The organism is Sphingopyxis sp. LC363 (genome assembly GCF_000756385.1).
Taxonomy (GTDB): domain Bacteria; phylum Pseudomonadota; class Alphaproteobacteria; order Sphingomonadales; family Sphingomonadaceae; genus Sphingopyxis.
This window is the reverse complement of the sequence record NZ_JNFC01000046.1, coordinates 1-19784: the sequence shown is the minus strand read 5'-3', so window position 1 is coordinate 19784 and position 19784 is coordinate 1. Positions and strand designations below refer to the sequence as shown.

At 61.7% G+C, this 19784-nt stretch carries 22 protein-coding genes; 16 read left to right on the top strand and 6 right to left on the bottom strand.

The features are described 5' to 3' along the window. The first annotated feature begins 47 nt into the window (after nt 1–47). From FG95_RS16240 to FG95_RS16210, 8 genes are all read left to right on the top strand, one after another. Nucleotides 48–1478, top strand: coding sequence for a strawberry notch C-terminal domain-containing protein (locus tag FG95_RS16240; protein WP_081933211.1), 1431 nt, complete (start codon nt 48–50; stop codon nt 1476–1478). 12 nt (nt 1479–1490) lie between these two features. Continuing rightward, nucleotides 1491–2537 carry a DUF7146 domain-containing protein gene (locus FG95_RS16235; protein ID WP_037557224.1) on the top strand — a complete coding sequence of 349 codons (1047 nt, stop codon included), beginning with the start codon at nt 1491–1493 and terminating at the stop codon, nt 2535–2537. Between the two features lie 438 nt (nt 2538–2975). Continuing rightward, a complete protein-coding gene (locus tag FG95_RS16230; protein ID WP_037557223.1) occupies nt 2976–3914 on the top strand; it encodes a DUF2493 domain-containing protein in 939 nt (312 codons plus the stop codon). 62 nt (nt 3915–3976) lie between these two features. Next, complete coding sequence (locus FG95_RS16225; protein WP_037557222.1) at nt 3977–4906, top strand: HEPN domain-containing protein; 930 nt, start codon at nt 3977–3979, stop codon at nt 4904–4906. Between the two features lie 9 nt (nt 4907–4915). Then, entirely contained in the window at nt 4916–5260 is a 345-nt protein-coding gene (locus tag FG95_RS20955; protein ID WP_197411479.1) for a DMT family transporter, read from the top strand. 36 nt (nt 5261–5296) lie between these two features. Further along, nucleotides 5297–5803: a DMT family transporter gene (locus FG95_RS20950; protein ID WP_197411480.1), complete on the top strand. Its 507-nt coding sequence runs from the start codon at nt 5297–5299 to the stop codon at nt 5801–5803. A 394-nt stretch (nt 5804–6197) separates the two neighbouring features. Next, nucleotides 6198–6854 carry a DUF2971 domain-containing protein gene (locus FG95_RS16215; RefSeq protein ID WP_037557221.1) on the top strand — a complete coding sequence of 219 codons (657 nt, stop codon included), beginning with the start codon at nt 6198–6200 and terminating at the stop codon, nt 6852–6854. Then, on the top strand, nt 6854–8503 hold the full coding sequence (locus FG95_RS16210) for a hypothetical protein (RefSeq protein WP_037557220.1): 1650 nt from the start codon (nt 6854–6856) through the stop codon (nt 8501–8503). The genes FG95_RS16215 and FG95_RS16210 overlap by 1 nt, the downstream gene beginning before the upstream one ends. A gap of 72 nt (nt 8504–8575) precedes the next feature. Here FG95_RS16210 and FG95_RS16205 read toward each other — a convergent pair whose 3' ends face one another. Further along, nucleotides 8576–8926 (bottom strand): helix-turn-helix domain-containing protein, encoded by a 351-nt coding sequence (locus tag FG95_RS16205; protein ID WP_037557219.1) that lies wholly within the window; start codon nt 8924–8926, stop codon nt 8576–8578. 137 nt (nt 8927–9063) lie between these two features. Here FG95_RS16205 and FG95_RS16200 point away from each other — a divergent pair, with 137 nt between their 5' ends. From FG95_RS16200 to FG95_RS16185, 4 genes are read left to right on the top strand one after another with little or no spacing between them, the layout of a single operon-like run. Next, the gene (locus FG95_RS16200; RefSeq protein WP_052182452.1) at nt 9064–9723 is read left to right on the top strand and encodes a multiubiquitin domain-containing protein; all 660 of its coding nucleotides are present in this window, start codon (nt 9064–9066) and stop codon (nt 9721–9723) included. Next, nucleotides 9720–10049: a hypothetical protein gene (locus FG95_RS16195; RefSeq protein WP_037557218.1), complete on the top strand. Its 330-nt coding sequence runs from the start codon at nt 9720–9722 to the stop codon at nt 10047–10049. The genes FG95_RS16200 and FG95_RS16195 overlap by 4 nt, the downstream gene beginning before the upstream one ends. Nucleotides 10050–10099: 50 nt before the next feature. Next, nucleotides 10100–10555, top strand: coding sequence for a hypothetical protein (locus tag FG95_RS16190; RefSeq protein WP_197411481.1), 456 nt, complete (start codon nt 10100–10102; stop codon nt 10553–10555). After that, on the top strand, nt 10552–11460 hold the full coding sequence (locus tag FG95_RS16185; RefSeq protein ID WP_081933209.1) for a HesA/MoeB/ThiF family protein: 909 nt from the start codon (nt 10552–10554) through the stop codon (nt 11458–11460). The genes FG95_RS16190 and FG95_RS16185 overlap by 4 nt, the downstream gene beginning before the upstream one ends. On the opposite strand, the gene FG95_RS16180 is transcribed toward FG95_RS16185, so the two are convergent. The 4 genes from FG95_RS16180 to FG95_RS16165 are packed head-to-tail and all read right to left on the bottom strand — an operon-like array spanning nt 11434 to nt 15229. After that, nucleotides 11434–13113 carry a hypothetical protein gene (locus FG95_RS16180; protein WP_052182451.1) on the bottom strand — a complete coding sequence of 560 codons (1680 nt, stop codon included), beginning with the start codon at nt 13111–13113 and terminating at the stop codon, nt 11434–11436. The genes FG95_RS16185 and FG95_RS16180 overlap by 27 nt on opposite strands. Before the next feature lie 18 nt (nt 13114–13131). Then, a complete protein-coding gene (locus FG95_RS20610) occupies nt 13132–13524 on the bottom strand; it encodes a hypothetical protein (protein ID WP_137752010.1) in 393 nt (130 codons plus the stop codon). Continuing rightward, nucleotides 13521–14561: a nucleotidyl transferase AbiEii/AbiGii toxin family protein gene (locus FG95_RS16170; protein ID WP_052182450.1), complete on the bottom strand. Its 1041-nt coding sequence runs from the start codon at nt 14559–14561 to the stop codon at nt 13521–13523. The genes FG95_RS20610 and FG95_RS16170 overlap by 4 nt, the downstream gene beginning before the upstream one ends. Continuing rightward, entirely contained in the window at nt 14558–15229 is a 672-nt protein-coding gene (locus FG95_RS16165) for a DUF6088 family protein (RefSeq protein WP_037557226.1), read from the bottom strand. The genes FG95_RS16170 and FG95_RS16165 overlap by 4 nt, the downstream gene beginning before the upstream one ends. A 296-nt stretch (nt 15230–15525) precedes the next feature. Here FG95_RS16165 and FG95_RS16160 point away from each other — a divergent pair, with 296 nt between their 5' ends. Together FG95_RS16160 and tcmP are read left to right on the top strand one after the other, a co-directional pair. Further along, a complete protein-coding gene (locus FG95_RS16160; RefSeq protein WP_037557212.1) occupies nt 15526–16263 on the top strand; it encodes a DUF5131 family protein in 738 nt (245 codons plus the stop codon). Continuing rightward, a complete protein-coding gene (gene tcmP, locus FG95_RS16155) occupies nt 16264–17433 on the top strand; it encodes a three-Cys-motif partner protein TcmP (protein ID WP_037557210.1) in 1170 nt (389 codons plus the stop codon). Between the two features lie 70 nt (nt 17434–17503). Here the strand turns inward: tcmP and FG95_RS16150 are convergent, their stop codons facing one another. After that, complete coding sequence (locus FG95_RS16150) at nt 17504–17779, bottom strand: hypothetical protein (RefSeq protein WP_152567687.1); 276 nt, start codon at nt 17777–17779, stop codon at nt 17504–17506. A gap of 633 nt (nt 17780–18412) precedes the next feature. Here FG95_RS16150 and FG95_RS16145 point away from each other — a divergent pair. Both FG95_RS16145 and FG95_RS16140 read left to right on the top strand, forming a co-directional pair. Beyond that, entirely contained in the window at nt 18413–18844 is a 432-nt protein-coding gene (locus FG95_RS16145; RefSeq protein WP_037557225.1) for a hypothetical protein, read from the top strand. A 256-nt stretch (nt 18845–19100) separates the two neighbouring features. Then, nucleotides 19101–19421 carry a DUF736 domain-containing protein gene (locus FG95_RS16140; RefSeq protein ID WP_037557208.1) on the top strand — a complete coding sequence of 107 codons (321 nt, stop codon included), beginning with the start codon at nt 19101–19103 and terminating at the stop codon, nt 19419–19421. Nucleotides 19422–19784: the final 363 nt, after the last annotated feature.

Below are 19784 nucleotides of genomic sequence, written 5' to 3'. Positions count from 1 at the left end.
ACTTCGAAGCTGTCCAACGTACCCTCCAATCAAGCCTGTGAGGATACATATCGAGTCGAGCAGATTCGCTAAGCGGCTGTGTTGATAGCGAAAATCTGATTCGATATCGATCGCAAAACGCCAAAATCCTACTCGAGGCAGGATGGAAAGCGGATGCCGCGATCCAGGGCTTCGGGCGGACAAATCGAACGAACCAGAAGCAGCCACCGATGTTTCGTCCGGTGTCGACCGACGTCAAGGCGCAGAAGCGCTTCATATCGACGATCGCGCGGCGGCTCGATTCGATGGGGGCGATCACGCGCGGCCAGCGCCAGACGGGCGGGCAGAATATGTTCCGGCCCGAGGACAATCTGGAATCCTTCTATGCCCGCGATGCGCTGCGCCAACTCTATCTTCTGATCGTGAATGCCAAGGTCGAGGGCTGTTCGCTGCTGACGTTCGAAAGTGCGACGGGGCTGTCGTTGCTCGATATCGATGGCTGCCTGCGCGAGGAACTGCCGCCGATCACCACCTTCCTCAATCGCATGCTTGCCCTCACGATCGACCTCCAGAACATCCTGTTCGAGGCCTTCGAGGGTCTGCTCGTGCATCGCATCGAGGCGGCGGTTGCTGCGGGAACCTATGAGATCGGCCTCGAAACCCTGCGCGCCGAGAGCTTCGCGGTGAACGCACGGCAGACGATCTACACCCATCCCGGCACCGGGGCGGCGACGCAGCTTCTGACGATCGAGCGCAAGGAGCGGGTGCTGCCGCTCGATCTTGACGATGCACTGGCGCTCGTCCGCGAACGCGGCGGCGAACTGCTTGTGAACCAGCGCTCGCAGCGTGCTGCGGTGAAGCTCGGGGCGCGCAGCGTGATCGATGACGATGGCGCAATCCACCGCCGCGTGCGGCTCCATCGGCCCCTCGACGCCAGCCACATGCTGCTCGCCGATTTCGTCATGAGCCATTGGCAGCCTGCCGACCGCGATCAGTTCGCCGATGTCTGGAAGGCCGAACTGGCGGACATTCCGGATTACGAGACGTCGACCCTGCACATGGCGTCGGGCTTGCTGCTGCCGATCTGGCGGCTGCTGCCAAAGGAATCGTCGCGCGTCTACCGGCTCCAGACCGACGAGGGCGAACGCATCATCGGGCGCAAGGTCTCGCCGGGCTGGGTGGCATCGGTGATCCGCGACACGCCGTGCGACCTCCCAAAAGACGAAGCGTGGCAACTTCTGCAAAAGGGCGAGGCTGTCTTGCACCTTGCGGAAGGCCAGATGCTGCGCCGCGTTCGCGCCATGAACGACTGGCGGATCGAGCTGTCCGGCTTCAACGATCTTGGTGTTGACCGGCTGAAGGCATTTGGCTTGATTTCCGAAATCGTCTCGTGGCAACTGAAGCTCTACGTGCCGGCAGGGGCTGCTGGCGCCGACGTGTTCGCGCGGCTGGTTGATCGATTTCCGATCCAGCGGATCGCGGATCGCAAGGCCGCCTGAAGGAGCCCCGCTATGGAAAGTCCGGTCCGTGAACTTGCGCGTCGTCTCGGTGAAAATGCCGAGGCGGCGTGCCGCCAATACCTCTCGAACGGTCGCCGCGAAGGCCATTATTGGATGGTCGGCGATAAGGGCAATGCGCTTGGGCGCAGTCTTTATGTGCGTCTCGCCGATGGCGATGGTCGCCGCACGGCGGGCAAATGGACTGACGCCGCGACTGGCGATCATGGTGACCTGCTCGACATCATCGCCGCCAGCTGCGCGCATACGAACCTCGCTGAAACGCTCGCCGAGGCGCGGCGATTTCTGAGCTTGCCTCCATCCGACGCGGGCACGCAGGGGCCGCGTCCGCGTCCGCGCCGGGCGCCCGCTGGCAGCCCGGAGGCGGCAGCGCGGCTTTGGGCGGCGTCGAAGCCCATCGCTGGGACACCTGTGCGCACCTATCTGGCGGGCCGTGCGCTTCGGCACGTCGGCGATGTGCCCGCGCTGCGATGCCACCCGCACTGCTATTATCGCCGGTCGGAGGAGGATGGCCCGTCGGTCAAGTCGGCCTATCCGGCGATGATCGCTGCGGTGACCGACCTCGGCGGCTCGCTCATGGGCGTTCATCGCACATGGCTTGATCCGCACCAATCGACCAAGGCGCCCGTGGCTTATCCGCGGCGCGCGATGGGGCATTTGTTGGGTCATGGCGTCCGCTTCGGGCTCTCGGGCGAGGTCATGGCATTCGGTGAGGGCATCGAAACCATGCTCTCGCTGCGCGAAATCGCCCCGGCACTACCGCTCATCGCCGGGCTGTCGGCCGCCCATCTCGCGGCGCTGGAATTTCCTGCGCCGCTTCGCCGCCTCTATGTTGCCCGCGAACGGGATGCAGCGGGACGCGCTGCATTCGCCGCTCTTGCCGAGCGAGCCGTCCAGCTAGGGATCGATATCCTGCCGCTCGATCCGGCGCTGGACGATCTGAACAGCGATCTTATGCAGATGGGCCATTCGCAGCTCGTCGCTTCGATCGCCCCGCAGATGCACGTCGTCGATGCCGAGCGGATGCTCGATGCAGCCTGATCGCGCCTGGCGCCAGCGGCGCAACGCCTCCAGCAGCGCGGCGGCGAATTGGGACGTCGCAATCGCGCGCGCCATCCTCATGATGCCCGAAATCCCATAGTTGTTTCGGAAAGCGGTGTGTCACCTCGCCGCGGGGATCGGATCAAGCCGGTCCGGGAAGGGGAAGCCCGATCAGCCTGTTCTCGGGAGGCCGCGCCTCGGCCTTCGCTGGAGGGCGACTGCGGCAGCGTGCGCGGGCCGTGCAATGGCTCTGCTCGCGGCTATTTTCCGCCGGGGCTGGCGCCCCTTTGCATCGCGAAACAAAATAGCCGCGAGCCCGCCATCCTTCGCTGGCGCTTCGGCCGCGCGGGGTGCCGCGCGGTGCGAACCCGCACCCGCCGCCGCCGAGGCGTCGCCGCGAAGGCCGCGAGAGGCGCGGCCCCAGACAAGAGAAATGACATGATCGACCTGTCAGACCTTCCCGAACGCGGCGAACCGCAGCAACCCGGCGCCAGCGCCTACCTCCTCCAGGAAATGCAGCTTTACGGTCATAGGCCCTATGAGGACGAACCCGACGCACGGCCGCTTCCAGACGACCGGCTCGCTGGCGGCGCCGTCGCCGATATCTTCGACGCATTGGCGGGCTGCCTGGTCGATACCCGCATCGAGCCCGATCTTGAAGATCTGCTCTGGGGCATCGTCAATATCTTTCACCGCGCCGGCGAACGGATCGAGCGCGAGCTCGACCGCAACGAACAGGCGCAGCGCGAACTCCAGCGCGAGCAGGATGGAAGCGAAATTCGCTCGGTCGAACTCGAGCGCGCGATCGCCGAGGGCATCACGATGATCGAGCGGCGCGACACGATGGAATTTTTCCGCGAATGCGCCGCCGAGCAGTTCCGCATCCATGCCCGCAAGGCCTGGACCCCGCGCACTGGGTCGCGCGTCCGTCACAAGACGATGACCGCGGCGATGATCGACAGCCGCGACTTCATGGACAAACGCCTCCGCGAAAAGGCCCAGGCCCTGATCCCCGAGGGAACGCGCATCGCCTTCAGCGGCGGACCGGCGTGCAACGATCACCGCCACATCTGGTCGGCGCTCGACAAGGTTCATGCGCGTCATGCCGACATGGTGCTGATGCATGGTGCGACGCCAACCGGCGCCGAGCGCGCTGCGGCCTGCTGGGCCGATGCGCGCGGCGTGCCGCAGGTAGCGTTCCGGCCCGACTGGAACCGGCACAAGAAAGCGGCGCCGTTCAAGCGCAACGAGCGGCTGATCGATGCGATGCCCGCCGGGCTGGTCGTCTTTTCGGGCACCGGCATCCAGGACAATCTTGTCGACAAGGCGCGGGCGTTCGGCATTCCGGTCTGGGATTTTCGGCTCAAGGAAGCCTGAGTTGTCGATTTGGATCTGACGGCGCTTGCCATCCGGCGAGCAGGATTACAGGATGAAAATCAATGAAAACCGATCTCGATCATCTTCCGGCGAACAAGCAGCGCGAGCTCGAACGTGTGAAGGCGATCATCTTCGAAGAATTCGAGGATGCGATCGCGCTCGGCACCATGGGCTGGAAAAAGAAGGGTCGGATCGACAAGGTCATCCTCTACGGCAGCTATGCGCGCGGTGGCTGGGTCGACGAGCCGCACACCGCAAAGGGCTATCGTTCGGACTTCGATCTCCTGATCATCGTCAACGACAAGCGGTTGACCGACAAGATCGACTTCTGGTCGAAGCTCGACGACCGGCTGACCCGCGAGCTTGCGATCGACAAGACGCTGCACACGCCGGTCAACTTCATCGTCCACACGCTGCAGGAAGTGAACGATGGGCTGGCTCACGGCCGCTATTTCTTCATGGACGTCGCGGGCGACGGGATCGCGCTCTACGAATATGACGACAAGGAATTGCACAAGCCGAAGCCCAAGACGCCCGAGCAGGCGCTGGCGATGGCGCAGGAATATTTCGACGAGTGGTTTCCGCTCGCCATGCAGCGGTTCGAGCTGTCCAAGATGGGCCGCGAAAAAGGGTTTCTGAAGCCCGCCGCGTTTGACCTCCATCAGAGCAGTGAGTTTCTCTATCATTGCGTGCTCTTGGTCTGCAATTTTTACACGCCCCACGTCCACAACCTGGGATTTTTGCGCACGCAAGCCGAGCGATTAAACATGCGGCTTGTCGATGTTTGGCCGCGCGAGGTGAAGGCAGACCGCGCGCGCTTCGAGAAGCTCAAGGAAGCCTATGTGAAGGCTCGCTACTCCAAACATTATCGAATCAGCGAAGAAGAATTGCTCTGGCTGGCTGGACGCGTGGAGGAGCTGGGCCGCGCCGTGCATGCCATCTGCTCTGAACGGATAGCGAACCTTGAAGAAGCTGTGCAGGCTCCGGAGTAGACCCGGCACATGCGCGTTCGTGACTTCTTCCTTCTCGTCGCCGTGTGCCTGATCTGGGCATTCAACAATGTCCTGAGCAAGATTATAGTAACGGACTGGGCGGTCCCGCCGCTTTTCTATGCGGCGCTACGCTTTGCGGTCGTCGCGATGGTCATGTGGCCATGGTTGCTGCCGATGCCGCGGCCGGCATGGCGGATTGTTGCCATCGCCCTGTGCCTGGGCGGCGGAAGCTTTTCACTACTTTTCGTCGGTTTGCAGACTGTCTCACCTTCTGAGGCCGCGATTATTCTGCAGCTCGGTGTCCCCTTTACCATGCTGCTCTCGGTGCTGGTGCTCGGCGAGCGTATCTACTAGCGCCGCGGACTGGGCATCGCGCTGACATTGGTCGGCGTGCTGATCGTGACCTGGCGGCCCGGTGGACTTTCGCTTTCGACGGGGCTCTGGTTCGTCGCCGCCAGCGCCTTCGCCGGCGCCGCTGGCGCGGTGCTGATGAAGCAGGTTGATGGCGTCAAACCGTTCCGCTTTCAGGCCTGGGTGGGACTGGTGTCGGCGACCGTTCTGACACTCGCTTCGATCTTGCTTGAAGACGGTCAATGGACGGCGGCGACGACCACTGGACGGCCGCTTGTCGCCGCTGTCGTATTCACGGCGCTGATCGTGTCGGTCGGTGCGCACTCCGTCTATTACCACCTCATCGACCGCTATGAAGCGAACTTGCTCGCACCGCTGACATTGATGACGCCGCTCGCGACGATCGGGCTCGGTGTGCTGATCACCCACGATCATTTCGATATGCGGATGGCTATCGGCGGCGGGCTGGCAATGCTCGGTGCGTTGATCGTGGCGCTGCGGCGCAAACCAGCGACGAAATTGCTTGTCGAACGGGAGCTGCGATAGTCGGGGAAATTCGATCCGCATCGCGCGTATGGTGAAGAGTTGCTGCGACGGTCGTTAACCGATGGGGGGGGGGGGGGGCGATGCAAGATACGTGTCAGAACTCTGGCTAAAGTGATTTTGTGTTGCGCCAATGCATCAGTCACGCGTAATTCCGTTACGGAATACTGATTTCGATGGCGTGCATTTTTTGCTGCTGTATGCGCCCCGATGCGACCCAAAAGGAGGGCTCCTCCATTCAACTTTGGCGGCCTTTTAGGCCGCCTTTTTTGTATGTCGGCTTTGCGCCTGTTTGTCGCTGTCCAAGTGAAAGAAGCGCGGATCCGAAAGCGGTCATTCATGGACTCGGCCCAATTGGCTATTGGCTGGCACTCCGTTTCTCGGCAATTCTAGCGCGATGCGCGTTTACCACTTCGTCAACTGCGAATACGGTCTCCAGGACATCGCCCGAAGGCGGTTGAAAGTCGCGACTCTCGCTGACGTGAATGACCCGTTCGAGATGCTTTCGTTGAACCTGAAAGATAGTGGTCTCCGCGCCACCTTGGGCAAGGCCCGAAAGGAATTCGGTGAGCGGCGGGGCATGCTGTGCTTCAGCCGAGGCTGGCGCAACCCGGTTCAGTGGAGCCACTATGCAGACCATCACCGCGGGTTGTGCCTGGGCTTCGACGTGCCTGACCGGCTGCTGCGGGATGTGCAGTACCGGAAGTCCCGCGCCGCCGTCGATGCCACCGTCATCGATGCGCCCGGGTTCGACATGGGATCATTCGTGCTGAAAGCGCTGGACGTGAAGTTTGTCCATTGGACCTACGAGGATGAAGTGCGCATGATCGTCGACCTCGAAACCTATGATGATGCGTGCCGGATCTGGTATCGCGGCTTCGATGGCGACCTAGTCCTGCGGGAGGTCATCGTAGGCGCCGACTGCCCCGCGACGCGCGCTCAGGTCGCAGAGGCGCTTGGCGATGGGGCGCGGGGGGTTGTAGCGCACAAGGCGCGCCTGGCATTCGGGACGTATCGCGTAGTTACGCAGCGGAGGGAGGATCTGTGGCAGTAATGGGTGGTTCGGAAGGCGAGGCGAGGGCCGAGGGCGATGGCGTTCCCGTCGTCTTGGATCTTCCTAACGATGAACTCGGCGCTGCGGCTGAAGGGCTTTTCATCTATCTTTGCCCGCGCGCGCTTATCGTCTGTAACAAGAGTGACCGCGACCGTTCGGGATGGGATTTCGTCGTGGACCTGCCTATGCAGGACGGCATCCTGGACCAGCGCAGCAAGACGACCTGTCATGTCCAGCTAAAGGCCACGAAGTCGGTCGGGACTGGCAATGTCCAACTGCGATTGTCCGCCGCGGACTTGCTTGCGAAAAGCCCGCTTCCCGCGGTCATCATCGTCTTCAGGATGAGGCCCGATGGCACGCCGATCAGGGGCTATGTCGTCCATCTTCTCGGCGCGCCGCTTGAGAAACTGCTCCGCAGGTTGAGGCACGAGCAATTCATCGGAAACCGCGATATCAACCGACAGTCGATCTCCTTCGACTACCGCAAGCTCGGCCACCCCTTTGAGGTAACGCCGCAGGGCCTTCGCGCAGCGATCGAACGGGCATGCGGCCCAGATCCTGCCGCCTATTCAGCCGAGAAGCTCGGCCAGCTCGCGGAACTGGGTTACGGTGATGACCGCATCGTCGGCGACGTCTTCTTCAGACCGGACAGCGACGAGCAGCTGACCCGCGTCGTGCTCGGCATGGTTCCGCTGAAGCCGTTGGCTATTCAGGCCTTCGACAATCGCTTCGATATGCCGGTGCCCTATGATCACGACATGCTGAACGCGGTTGAGGAGATCATGCTTTCGCCTCCCTCAGCCGGTGGTTGCGAGATCGTGGTGACCGGCGCGCCACTGACCCCGCCTGCTACCTTCCACGCCGAGATATTCTTCGCGCCTCCCTTCGACGCGCGCCTGCGGATGCTCATCCGTCACGCCGACTTCAGCTTCCTGTTCCATGAGCGCGAGGCGGATTTCGAGACCAAGGGCATCTTCGAGCAGGGCGGCCGGACGCTCGACGACCTCGTGATGCTGCTCCGCGCAATGGCCAACCTCGCCTCGGGCGAAGGTGCAATCGTAATGAGCGGTGACGACGGTCGCTTTGGCCCGATCAAACTGCCTATGAGCAATGTGCTAACCGGCCCCGACGTCGAGGACCTGCCGGCGCTTTACAAGATCGCCTCCGATTGGCGGCGGTTGCTTGAACTGGCCGGCGTGCGATCCAAGGCCTCCCTCGCGATTGGTGACCTGTGGGACAGCCGCTGGATCCAGCTGGCTGCGGATCTGCTTCTTCGGGCAAAGCCAGAGGCTCGGTTCGCATTCGACACGGATACAATCGCGGGGGATGGGGGCGCCTTAAAGGCGATCTACTTCAACAGTGCCGAGCTCGCGGGCGACGGCATTAGCTACGGCGTTGAGATTGAACTTCAGCCCACCACGCGTGATCAGCGCGTCTACAGTTCGGTATCCTTTCGACCAATTGACGTGCGGCCGATGGTCCCCGATCTCTATGAGTACATGGAGGAGCTTGCATCACGATATGAGCATCCAATCATGATTCACCCCGATCACCTGCGGGAGGTCGGTCCGGAGCGGCTTGAGGTCGCCGAAGCCGTAGGTAACGGATCGGATTCTGGTCGGGAAACGCCGCTCCCTAGCCGTCAATGACCTCAACGGTTCCGGTTTATCGGCTTGATGGACCGCGGACGCCCTGAGCTCGCAACTTACACTTCGCACCTTCTACCCGGGTGGCTTCGTCGATTTGCTGGCGAGAACTTCGATGAACTTCTCTGCAATATCGAGATCATAGGAATTCAACCCGTCCAGATGCTTTTGGAGCTTCTGCGCAGCCACGGACGTGCCCACATCCTCGCTGCGCCCGAGCAGATAGTCGGTCGTAACATCGAGCGCGTCGGCGAGCCTCAGCAGATTGTCGAAAGATGGTTTGCGACCGCCACCTTCGAAATGCGAGATCGAACTTGCCGGGAGGCCAGTTTTTTTTGCTAGGTCGCCTTGGCTGATTTTCCTTGCATCACGGGCACTTGCAAGCCGGGCCCGGAAAATCTCACCTGATCCGCTGTTATCGGTCATGGCGATTTCGCGATGAATATATTGACATAAACGACATGTTTCCTATTTTAGCGTTATCGACACGATCATCATGTCGAAAACGTCAACAAGGCGCAAGTGCCTTCGTATGGAGAAATGTTGTGACGAACGAGAATTCCATGTCTGGGCGCTTTGCGATCACGATCGACGGCGTCGAACATCTGCTGAGCGACCCACTGGTCAAGGGCCGCGACCTGCTCGAAATCGCGGGCCGTATCCCGGTCGACGAGCATCTGCTCTTCTATCGCCAGGGCGACGGGTTGCTCGAAGACATCAACCTCGCTGAAGAAATCGACCTTCGCGCGAGCGGCAAGGAAGAGTTCAGCTCGGTGAAGGCCGACCGCCTCTTCTTCCTTGTCGTCGACGGGCGCCGTTTCCCTTGGGGTAAGGATGAGATCAGCGGCGCGGAACTCCGCGTTCTCGCGCTAGTGCCGGCGGCTAAGGATATCTTTTTCGACCCGAAGGGCGGCAGGGACGACCTCGTCGAGGATACCGAGAGCGTCACCCTCAAGGGCAAGGAGGTCGAGCACTTCTACACTGCCGACCGCTCGGACGAACCGCGTTACGTCAATGTTGACCTCAACGGGGACAAGGTCCGGATCCTCGCCGGCGACTATACGACCGAAACGTTGAAGGACGCGCTCGGCGTATCGGCTGATCTCGACCTCGACGTCGTCGACAAGCAGGGCAGCTTCCGCACCCTGCAGCCCGGCGAGGCGATCCGCGTGATCGCCCGCATGAAGTTCGTCAGCCACGTTCGCCAGGGCGGCTCCTCGTGAATGCCGAAGATCAGTTCGACCGCATCAAGGCCATCTACCCGGATGCGGTCGCGCTGGTCGAAGGTGGCCGTACCTTCGTCCATCTGCCCGGGCTGGTGATCGCGACGCGGGCGGGACCGGTGACGCGCGATGCGCTGCTCTGCCCTCACGAGCATAGCGGCTATAAGACGCGGCTCTTCCTTAACGCCGCCGTTCCCGGTCATCTCGCAAACTGGACCCAGCACAATCTCTTCACCCGGAACTGGTTTTGCTGGTCCTGGAACTACATCGAGGCAGAACAGCCATGGACTTCCATCCTTGCAAATCATCTGGCGGCCTTCCGGTGAACGTCCATTTCAAGATCCGCGCCCCGCTTCTCGACGCCATTCGAGGCGACTTGAGGCGGCGTCACGCCTTCGCATATGAGCGCGTTGGCTGGATTTCGGCGGGCGTGTCGCGCATCGGCGATGGCAGCCTATTTCTCCTCGCGCAGGATTATCACCCGGTCGAGGACGCCGACTATATCGACGACCCGAGCGTCGGCGCGATGATGGGGTCAAAGGCAATCCGCAAGGCGCTGCAGCGCAGCTACCAGTCGCGGACTGCGGCGCTGCACGTCCATATGCACGAACATCGCGGCCGTCCCGGGTTCAGCGGCACTGACATTCGCGAGAATGCGAAGTTCGTGCCCGACTTCTTCAACGTCGCCGCACATGTACCGCATGGCGCGATCGTGCTGAGCGCCGACAATATAGCGGGAGACCTCTGGCTTGCGCGTGGTCAGGGACCGCTCCCCATTGCCCGGTTCACCGCGGTCGGCGCCACCCTCTGGATGGAAGGAGCGATGTCATGAGCCGCTATGACCGGCAGGATTTTCTGGGGCCGGACAGCGACGCCCGGCTCCGCGCCGTGACGATCGGCATCGTCGGCCTCGGCGGCGGCGGTTCGCATGTGGTGCAGCAGCTCGCCCATCTGGGAATCGGGGGCTTCGTCTGCGTCGATCCCGATATCGTCGAGGACAGCAATCTCAACCGCCTCGTCGGTGCAACCGCCGCCGACGCCGAGAACGCGACGCCGAAAGCGGATGTCGCCGAACGAATGGTGCGCGGGCTCGTCGCGGCGCCGCGTTTCCTTGCTCTTGCATGCAGGTGGCAGGATGCAACCGAGGCGCTCGCCGAATGCGACATCATCGTCGGCGGCGTCGATTCCTACCGCGAACGGAGCGAACTCGAAGCCTTCTGCCGCCGGATGATGATCCCCTGTATCGATATGGGCATGGACGTTCACGACCTCGGCGATCAATTCGCGATCGGCGGCCAGGTCATCCTGTCTTCCCCGGGCGGGCCATGCCTCTGGTGCCTTGGCGTTCTCACCGACGCGCGGCTTGAGCAAGAGGCGCAGAAATATGGCGCCGCCGGCGGCAAACCGCAGGTGGTCTGGCCGAACGGCGTGCTGGCGTCGTTGGCCGTGGGCCTCGTCATGCAACTGCTGCTGCCGTGGATGCGCGAACCCGTCGCCAGCGTCTACCTCGAATATGATGGCAATCGTCATCAGGTCGCGACAAGCAATCGCTTAAAGGCGGTCGCCGGGCAAACATGTCGGCACCATGGCGCATGCGAGACCGGTGACCCGCTGTTCGATGTTCGACGTCCGGCGCCGGCAAGGCAGTCAGAAACGGAACGGGAGGAGACGCGCGTGGCGCCGACCAGCGGATCGTGGTGGCGCCGCCTGTTAAGCCAGCTTGGCGTCCGAATCTGACCCGGCGTCCGGCACTTCGCACTGGTCGAAGTCGGGCCAATTGCGGACCTTGGGCAGGAAGGGTTCGGCTTCGTCGGTCGTCCGGAAAATGAGGTTATAAGTCTGGGTCGGGCTGTCGGCGTCAAACGTCCAGAACATCGAAAGCCCGGGCACCTGGACGATCAGCATGCTCTCGCCGAACTTGCTGCCTGTCGCGTCGACGACGACATGGGCACGCACCTTCCGCTGGCACTGGTCGAAACCGCGAAGATCGTCGGGAAGCGAGAATTCGGTCACCCACACGTAGCGTGGATATTGGTGTCGGAAGATTTCGAACTTGAAGATATCGGGAAGCCGATTGCGGAGCGTCCTGCCCTTATAACGCCAGCCATAGGTAAGATAGGTCCGCGCCACGAGTCTTGAAGGCGAAACCGCAAAAAAGGAGGGATCGACGGCGATCGCCTTGCCGAGTGCAGCACTGCCTTCGCCGGCGCGCATGCGGGCGAGTTCGCGATACTCTTCGATGCGCTCGACGCAGCTCGCAAGAAAGTCGCGGCTCAGTGTTTCGGCAACTTCGCCGGTCATGAACACCTTCCCGGGCAGCGGCGTCACTGAATAAACCGCATCCTCTTCGAGCGTCCACGGATAGGCACCGGGCGCGCCCGCCTCCAGCGCGTCGTCCTTGTAGACCGGCAGGCGGCAGACCGGCCCCCTCTGGTCGTCGGCGACGATGAGATGCGAAATCAGTTCGGCCGAGGTCGGGTCATCGGGCAGGTCGTCATCGCCGCGTTCGCGCATCACCCGGCCGATGGCAACGACAGCATGGCCGACCGTCGCGCCGTCCCGGCCCTTTAGCCCGATCAGCACTGGGATGCCGGAATCGAGATAACGACCAATCACCTCATGCAGAGGCTTGATGCCGACCCCTTGTTCGACCGCGGCCTTGCCGAGATCGAAGACCGGATGACGGTCCATCGCCCGTAGCGCCCGGATTATGTTGTCGGGCCTCAGGAACTCCGATCCGGCGGGAAGTGAGCGGGTCACGAAATTGTCTGTGGGCTTCAGCGCCGCATCATTGATGTCAGGCATCGAGAACCAGGGTCCGCCATGCGCGCGATGGAAATGGCGTCCTGCCATCCAGATTGCCGCCTGCGCGCAGGCGCCGACGCGTGTGTCTTGCTGGGTGAGCGGGAATCCCGTGACAGTAAGGTCAGCCCCCACGAGGTGAACGGGATAATCCGCCGTTACGTCGATGATCGTCGAGGGGTCGGAAGCAATCGCAGCTGCCGAGATTACCGCCGCTGCAACCGGCGCGTGGGAAACGGGGCGCAGCACCACAAAGCCAAGATAGTCGTCGTCATGTGAAGCGACCTCGCGCGACAGGCCTTCGGGGCTATCGACCTTGCCGAGATACGAAAGGTCACACCCGAAGAAGTGGAGACGCTGGCAATATTTGAGATAGGGATGGAATAGGGTCGAATAGAAGGCCGAATAGGCGGCGGAGAAGTCGCGGTCGATATAGGCCCGCTCGAGGAGATAGGCCTTCGCACCCGCCTCCCTGTAATCGCGTAGCAATTGTTGCAGCAGCGCGGACTCGTCGGCCCCCACCAATTCGGCCAATTCAGTCCAGTCGTCTTCGCCGAGCAGGGGTCCTACCTGGATTTGAGCCTGCATTCAGCGATTGCCTCCCGATCAGCCGCGGTTCGCGCCGACGACGAAATTTCCGAGTCGCTGTTCTGCCGCGAGCGTCAGCTCTTCGAGCCGTTCGATTTCTTCGACGGCCTTCTTCGATGGTCGAAGATTGAAGTGCTTGAATTCCTTGCGATTGGAAATCTCTACACGTCCGTAGGTATTGTCCGCGAGTAACTTTATACCATTTTTCATGGGTCCTCCTCGCGAATCGAACGCGCCCTGCCGGGCCGGCAGGGCGCAATGATTCGCTTTCGCTACGAAACACAGGGCGAGTCGGCAATGAATATCGCCGCCGTTTAGCCCCAAAACTGCAGTATTCCTTAAAGGCCGCACGACTTTCTGCGAACCGGTTGGGAATTTCTGTTCCGAATCCAGTTGGATGTCGGCGATCATTGGCCGTTCACCTTGGCTTCGATTTTCTCGGTGGTTGCGATGATTTCGTCGAAGGCTGGAGCCTTGCCGAAGATCATTGCCTCGGTTGCGGCATAGTCGCGCCGCAGCGCCTCGCGCATCGCCTTGGCCGGCGCGAGGCTGAAACTTCCTTTCGCCGCTGAGGCGAGGTCGAAGTCGGGTCGATTGAAGAACATGCGGGCATGACGCACGCAGTCGGCGCCAAGTTCATCCTTCTCCATCGCTTCGCGGCCAAGCGTGGTATCCGCAAGGCAGTGAAGGTCATAATAGTGGCGCGATATACGCTGGCCCTCATTCTTGAGGACGCCTCGGCGATCGAACCAACTGCGCAGCCCGTGCGCGATGACGATCTTGTCCCAGAAGGTCCGCTCGGCGTCGATCGTCGTTACTTCGGCAACCGCGAGATCTAGATCCGGCAACTCTTCGGCGACATAGGGCGTGACCGTGGCTTTGCCGTTCGGATCGAGCGCCGATTTGGCACCAGATTCGATGCGGACGGCTGGCTTGATATAGCTCGCTTCGTCATGTTCGAGCGACGGATACCAGACTAGCAGGGTCTGGGAGTCGCGGTCGGCCTTGTCGATCTCTACGCGTCCCGCGCCGTTCGTGGCCTCGGCGAGGCGCGCCGCGATATCGGTCTGGAGAGGACCGGTGATATAAGTGCTGCAGGCGTCCCGGATGGCGTCGAGTCTCGCTTCACGCTTTTTGCCCGACAACGCTTCGAGCTCGTCGACGCTCGCGGCTTCGCCGAGATCGTCCCTGTATATGGTGACGTCGATATCCTCGGAAAAGCGCTTGATGAGGCCGTGCGCCTTCGAAAGCGAGGTGCCGCCCTTGAAGAGCAGCCGTGGCTGGTCGGCGCTGCGCTCATGATAGAGCTGGTCCAGCGTCCAGCAGACCCAGAAATCCTTCTCGACATTGCCGAGCGGCGTGCCAAGCCGGTTCGCGGCCGACAGGAACAGGTCCCGGCGATCGGCTTCTCTCGACCCGATGATCTGCTGGTAGCCGGCGCGGGTCACGCGCGCCGCACCTTGGCCGGCGTGACGAGTTCGCGGAGGAAGTCCTGCATCCAGATCGGAAGTGCGGCGAGGCCGTCCTTCAAGTCCTTGCGAAGGGTCCGGCCGTGCCTTGGGTCCAACAATATCGCGGAGAGCGCGTCATAGACGCGAGTGCGCTCCTCTTCGCTGCGGTCGATCACATCCTTGAGCCAATAGAGTGCTTGCACGATTCGCATTGCAGGGCGGCCAGCCCAATAGAGGCGGCTCGGAGCGGCGTGCTTGAAGGTGATTTCTTGGTTGCCGAGCGTGATCGGTTTCAGCCGCGCATCCACCAAGACCTCGATCCGCGCCGGCACAGCCGTCGTCAGGCCGAGGTCGTTAGCGGCTGTCATGCCGTCGACAACCATGCGGGCTTGGTCCCGGCGAATGACCGCCTCGATGACCGCGCGATAATCGGGGACCGAGGGCTTGCCCGTAAGTTCGTTGTGGACGGGGCGATCGTAGAGCCCTCGATCGATGCGGCGGAGTTCGCCAGCCTTGGTCAGACGCTGTAAATTCTTGTCGATGACCTGCCGGTTGCCGAGGTCGCTGAAGTCTGCCGGGGTCCATGCTTGGCCCAGCTTTCGCTTTACTCGGCGCATGATGTTCCTGCCCACATCATCGTCGGCTCCGGACGATTTCCCCATCATGTCCGAAGCATGATACATTTTTCGGACAATGTCTATTTTAATTTGTCCGAAGCATGTCACTTCGTTCGGACGGCAATGTCCGAACCATGATGTAAACTTCAGACAGCTATGTCCGAAGCATGTTGCACTCTTCGGACAGACAGAATGGCGCCGCGCCCAGCCTGTGGACCTTCAGCAGGAAGCCTCAAATCCTCTACTGCAAAAACCGGATTCCATTCGCACGGATTATGTGAGATTCAGCTTCACGAAAATTCGGTTGTCTAATCGATTTCGAGACGGGGCAAAGCAGAACGACAATGGCTGATCACAGCGCAATAGAGTGGACCGACGCTACGTGGAACCCCGTCACAGGTTGCACGAAGATCACCGCTGGATGCGATAACTGCTATGCCGCGCGCTTCTCCGAGCGGTTCCGTGGAGTGCCGGGCCATCCCTTCGAAAACGGGTTTGACCTGACCCTCCGGCCCGAGCGCTTGGATCAGCCACTGCGCTGGCGCCGTGGACGGATGATTTTCGTAAACTCGATGAGCGATCTCTTCCATAAGGCCATACCGACATCCTTCATCGATCGGATATTCGACACGATGGAGGCGGCCAATTGGCACACGTACCAGGTCCTGACCAAGCGGAGCCCGAGGCTCCGGGACTATATGAATGGCCGCTATGCCGACAGAAGCCCGCCCGCGCACATATGGGTAGGCGTATCCGTCGAAGACCAGAAAGGCGCGGCGCGGGTTGCCCATCTTCGTGCGGCCAAATCCGCAGTCCGCTTTCTATCGGTGGAACCTCTCATAGGCTCTGTAGGCCCTATTGACCTGAAGGACATACACTGGGTCATAGCGGGCGGAGAAAGCGGTCCCAATGCCCGCGTGATGCGGATCGAGTGGGCACGGGAGATACGCGACGCGTGCCGAGAACAGCGCGTGCCTTTCTTCTTCAAACAATGGGGCGGATTTCGACCAAAGTCTGGCGGACGGGAGCTTGATGGCCGCGAGTGGAGTGAGTGGCCCCGCCTGACGCGGGCGGCCGGCTAAATGCTCGATCCGCGCTGGTACGATGGTCGGGAACAGGCGCTGGTGAAGCACACGTTCCTCGATACCTATATGCCGGCCCAAATTCCCAAGATCGTCAGCTGGGCAAACGAATTCACCTATGTCGATCTCTTTGCCGGACCGTGGCAGTCAAAGAGCGGCGATTATTCGGACACATCGTTTGGAATTGCCCTCCGCAGGATGACGGAAGCCAAAGCGAAGCAGGCGGAACTCGGCCGTAAAGTGACCATGGTGGCTCACCTCGTTGAGAAAGATCCCGCTAATTTTGCAGAGCTAATCGACGCCGTAAAGCGCTTTCCCGACGTTGAAATACATTGTCACCCGGGTCAGGCCGAGGATCACGCATCCGCAATCGCGACCGCCATTCCTGCGAGAGCCTTCCGGTTCGTCGTCATAGACCCCAAAGGTGTTCCCGACGTTCGGAAGTTTCGATGCTTGATCTCGCCGGATCGAACGGAAGTTCTCATGAATTTCATGTTCCAATTCGCAAACCGCTTTGCGGGATCACAGGATCGGATGCCGACACTCGAAGGATGGCTCGGCGATCTGCAAGAAAATGGCGGTTGGAGAGCGGAGTTCGCTGAACTGCGCGGATCCGAAAGAGAAGCGGCCATTTCCGAGCGCGCCCGCCAAGCGTTGCGGCGCATGGGGGACTATAAATTCGCGCCGGCGTTAACCGTCGACGAGACGGCGGTCGATCGGCCCTTGTACAAGCTCATTTACCTGACTCGGCACCCAGCCGGCATCAAGGTGTTCCGTGACGCACACAGAAAGTCTCTCGAGACCCAAGCGACCTACAAATCGGCGAAAAAGGCGGAGACGCGGAGGGTTGCAAGCGGAATGAACGACATGTTTGCTGGCCAATCTGCCATGGAACCGGGCGAGCGAAGCGCTCGCGAAATATCCCAAGGCGAGGCGGCCGCGCGGTCAACGATGCTTCAAATCCTGTCGGAGAGCTCGGCCGATTTGAAATGGAAAGATGTCTGGCCGCGTGTGTTGGATCTTTGCGCGGTTACTTACGGCGCCCTCGGTGACATAGCTAACGACTTAAGGAAGCGCGGGCTCATAATTGTCCCTGCGTGGAGCGGCGACGTGTTGAGGCGCCCGAAGGATGATTTCTCTATCAAAATTGCTCCACACCTCGCGCCTTAAGGAGCGGCGTCCCCTTTTCATCCCAGGAAACTAAAACCTGTCGGTCTGCTTGCGGCCAGTTCTGCTTTTCCTACCGCTCGGCTTTGCCTGCGGTCGGCACTTGGTGGATCATCGCGGCGTCGATCATGGCTCGATAGATTCTTCCGACTTCATCTTTGCTAACGTGGCCAGCCTCGAGCGCTGCGGCGCTGATCATCGTCATGTCGGGTTCGCGAAGAGCCATGATCGCGGCCTGTGCCTCCGGCAAATAGTCTTCCCAAAGCGACTTGCCATCCATCCGCGCATTGGGTGGATTTGCATCCAACTCGCAAAGTGCGCGGGCGACTCGTTCTAGGCCGGAGGTCATGACGCGAGAATAACATAGAACGTCGACCTGATATGGGGGGATTTCGGTGTTTCTCACGATCAAATCGAGTCGATCCCGTGGTCCGACATCGGTGACTTTCCAAAAACTCGGTCCCTCTCTACAGCCGCCTAATGGCTAGACGCTCAACCATTGCAGAACGTGTCGAGGCGCTCGTCCGGCGAATGGATGGGGCGCCCCTTTGCGACGAATGCATTACAGACCGGCTCGACCTTTCTTCGGTGTCACAGGCAAGCGTCGCCACCGGAGCAGCTGCCGGCGTCGGAGGATTTGAGCGGCTCAAAGAGCCATGCGGCCTTTGCGGCGAGCCGCGGCACGTCATTCGTTACAAAGGCTGAACTTCGCAATTCGCCGCGGAAAGATCGAGCGCGGCTGAATGGGCGTGCTCTGGCGCCGGCAGGCGGCGCCAGGGGCCGCGCGTTATCTTGGGCCGCGCAGCGCACTTGGCTCGCTATCCTTGCCGGACGGCGGCTGGCCCACAGGCCCGCGCGCACGCCGCCCGGCTGCGGCCTCGCCAAGAGCGCGTTTGCCTTTGCGCGCTTCGCGCGGTTCTTTGACGCCTTACGATAGTTACGGGGTTTGAATCGATCGGCGGTCGGCACTACGGATCCCGCAATGATATTCAGTCTGTTCCTGCTCGCCTCGGTCGTTCCGGCCGGCCAATCCTTCACCTGCACCCCCGTCGCAGTCTGGGATGGCGATGGGCCGATCTGGTGCGCGGAAGGTCCGCATGTTCGCCTTTCCGGGGTCGCCGCACGCGAAATGAATGGCAGCTGCAGTTCAGCGCATCCCTGTCCGGACGCCGATCCGGTCGCGGCGCGCGATCATCTCGTCGGCCTGCTCGGGACGCCGCAAGGGCGGAACCGGACTGGCCATATTCTCGTGCGCGGACCGGCCATGCGCTGCCTATCGCGCGGCGGGGCCGGCGGCACCCGCACCGCCGCCTTCTGCACATCGCCCCGGTCGGGCGATATCTCCTGTGCGATGACCCGCAGCGGCCTCACCGCGCGCTGGGACAAATATTGGGGTGCGCATCGCTGCGATTGATCGGACCGGATCGGGCGGGTGGGTCAGGTGGACCGGCCTTTGAGTCCGGCGCGGATCGTTGAATGGACGCGGCGGCAGCTCTCTCTCAGTTGCTCAAGGCCACCCCTTTTCTGTCGCCTTTCTGCGGGCCCGGCTCGCCTCTGGCCGTCAACCCCATGCGGGGTTCGCCCTCGCGTTCCGCTCGGTGACGGCAGCTCGCGGTCCCTTCTTCTGGCGCCATCGGGGATGTCCCCCGAGCAACCGAAGGAGAAAGTCCATGCCCACCATCGCCAACCTCAACGTCAAGGCCGACGGCAGCTTCGAAGGCACGCTCGCCACCCTCAACGTCACCGCGCAGATCGCGATTGTCCCGAACGGCCGCAAGGCCAAGGACAACGAACCCGATTATCGCATCCTCAGCCGCAAGAACGGCTTCGAACTTGGCGCAGCCTGGGTCAAGACCGCCAAATCGACCGGCGCCGAATATATCGCAGTGACGATGTCGGCCCCCGAGTTCGGGACCATCTACGGCAATGTCGCAAACGCCCCCGGCGACGACCCGATGAAAAAGGTCATCATCTGGAACCCGCCTGCCTGACGGGCACCCCGGCTCCGCCTTCGGGCGGAGCCGATTGATTTCATCACGTGAAGGCGGTCCTCTGGGCCGCCTTTTCGTGTCTTGTGCTGACGAGTGTGGGTTTCCGGGGCCCGGCACTCGGTTATCCTCCTTTTCGGCGACTGGGCTGTCGCAGACGACGAGTGCCGCGCCCTGCTCGCCGCGCCCAGTCCGCCCACGCCCCCACAAGGCGCGCCAGAGCAACCCCCGCCCCCGCCGAACTCAACCTGCTCCGCCCGTCGGCGGAGACAGGCTGCGCGTCCGCGACCCGGGGCCACGGTGGCTCGGTGTTGTCACGCGCGTCTGCGACGGGTCGGCCGCGGAGTTCGCCGCACGGCTGCCACC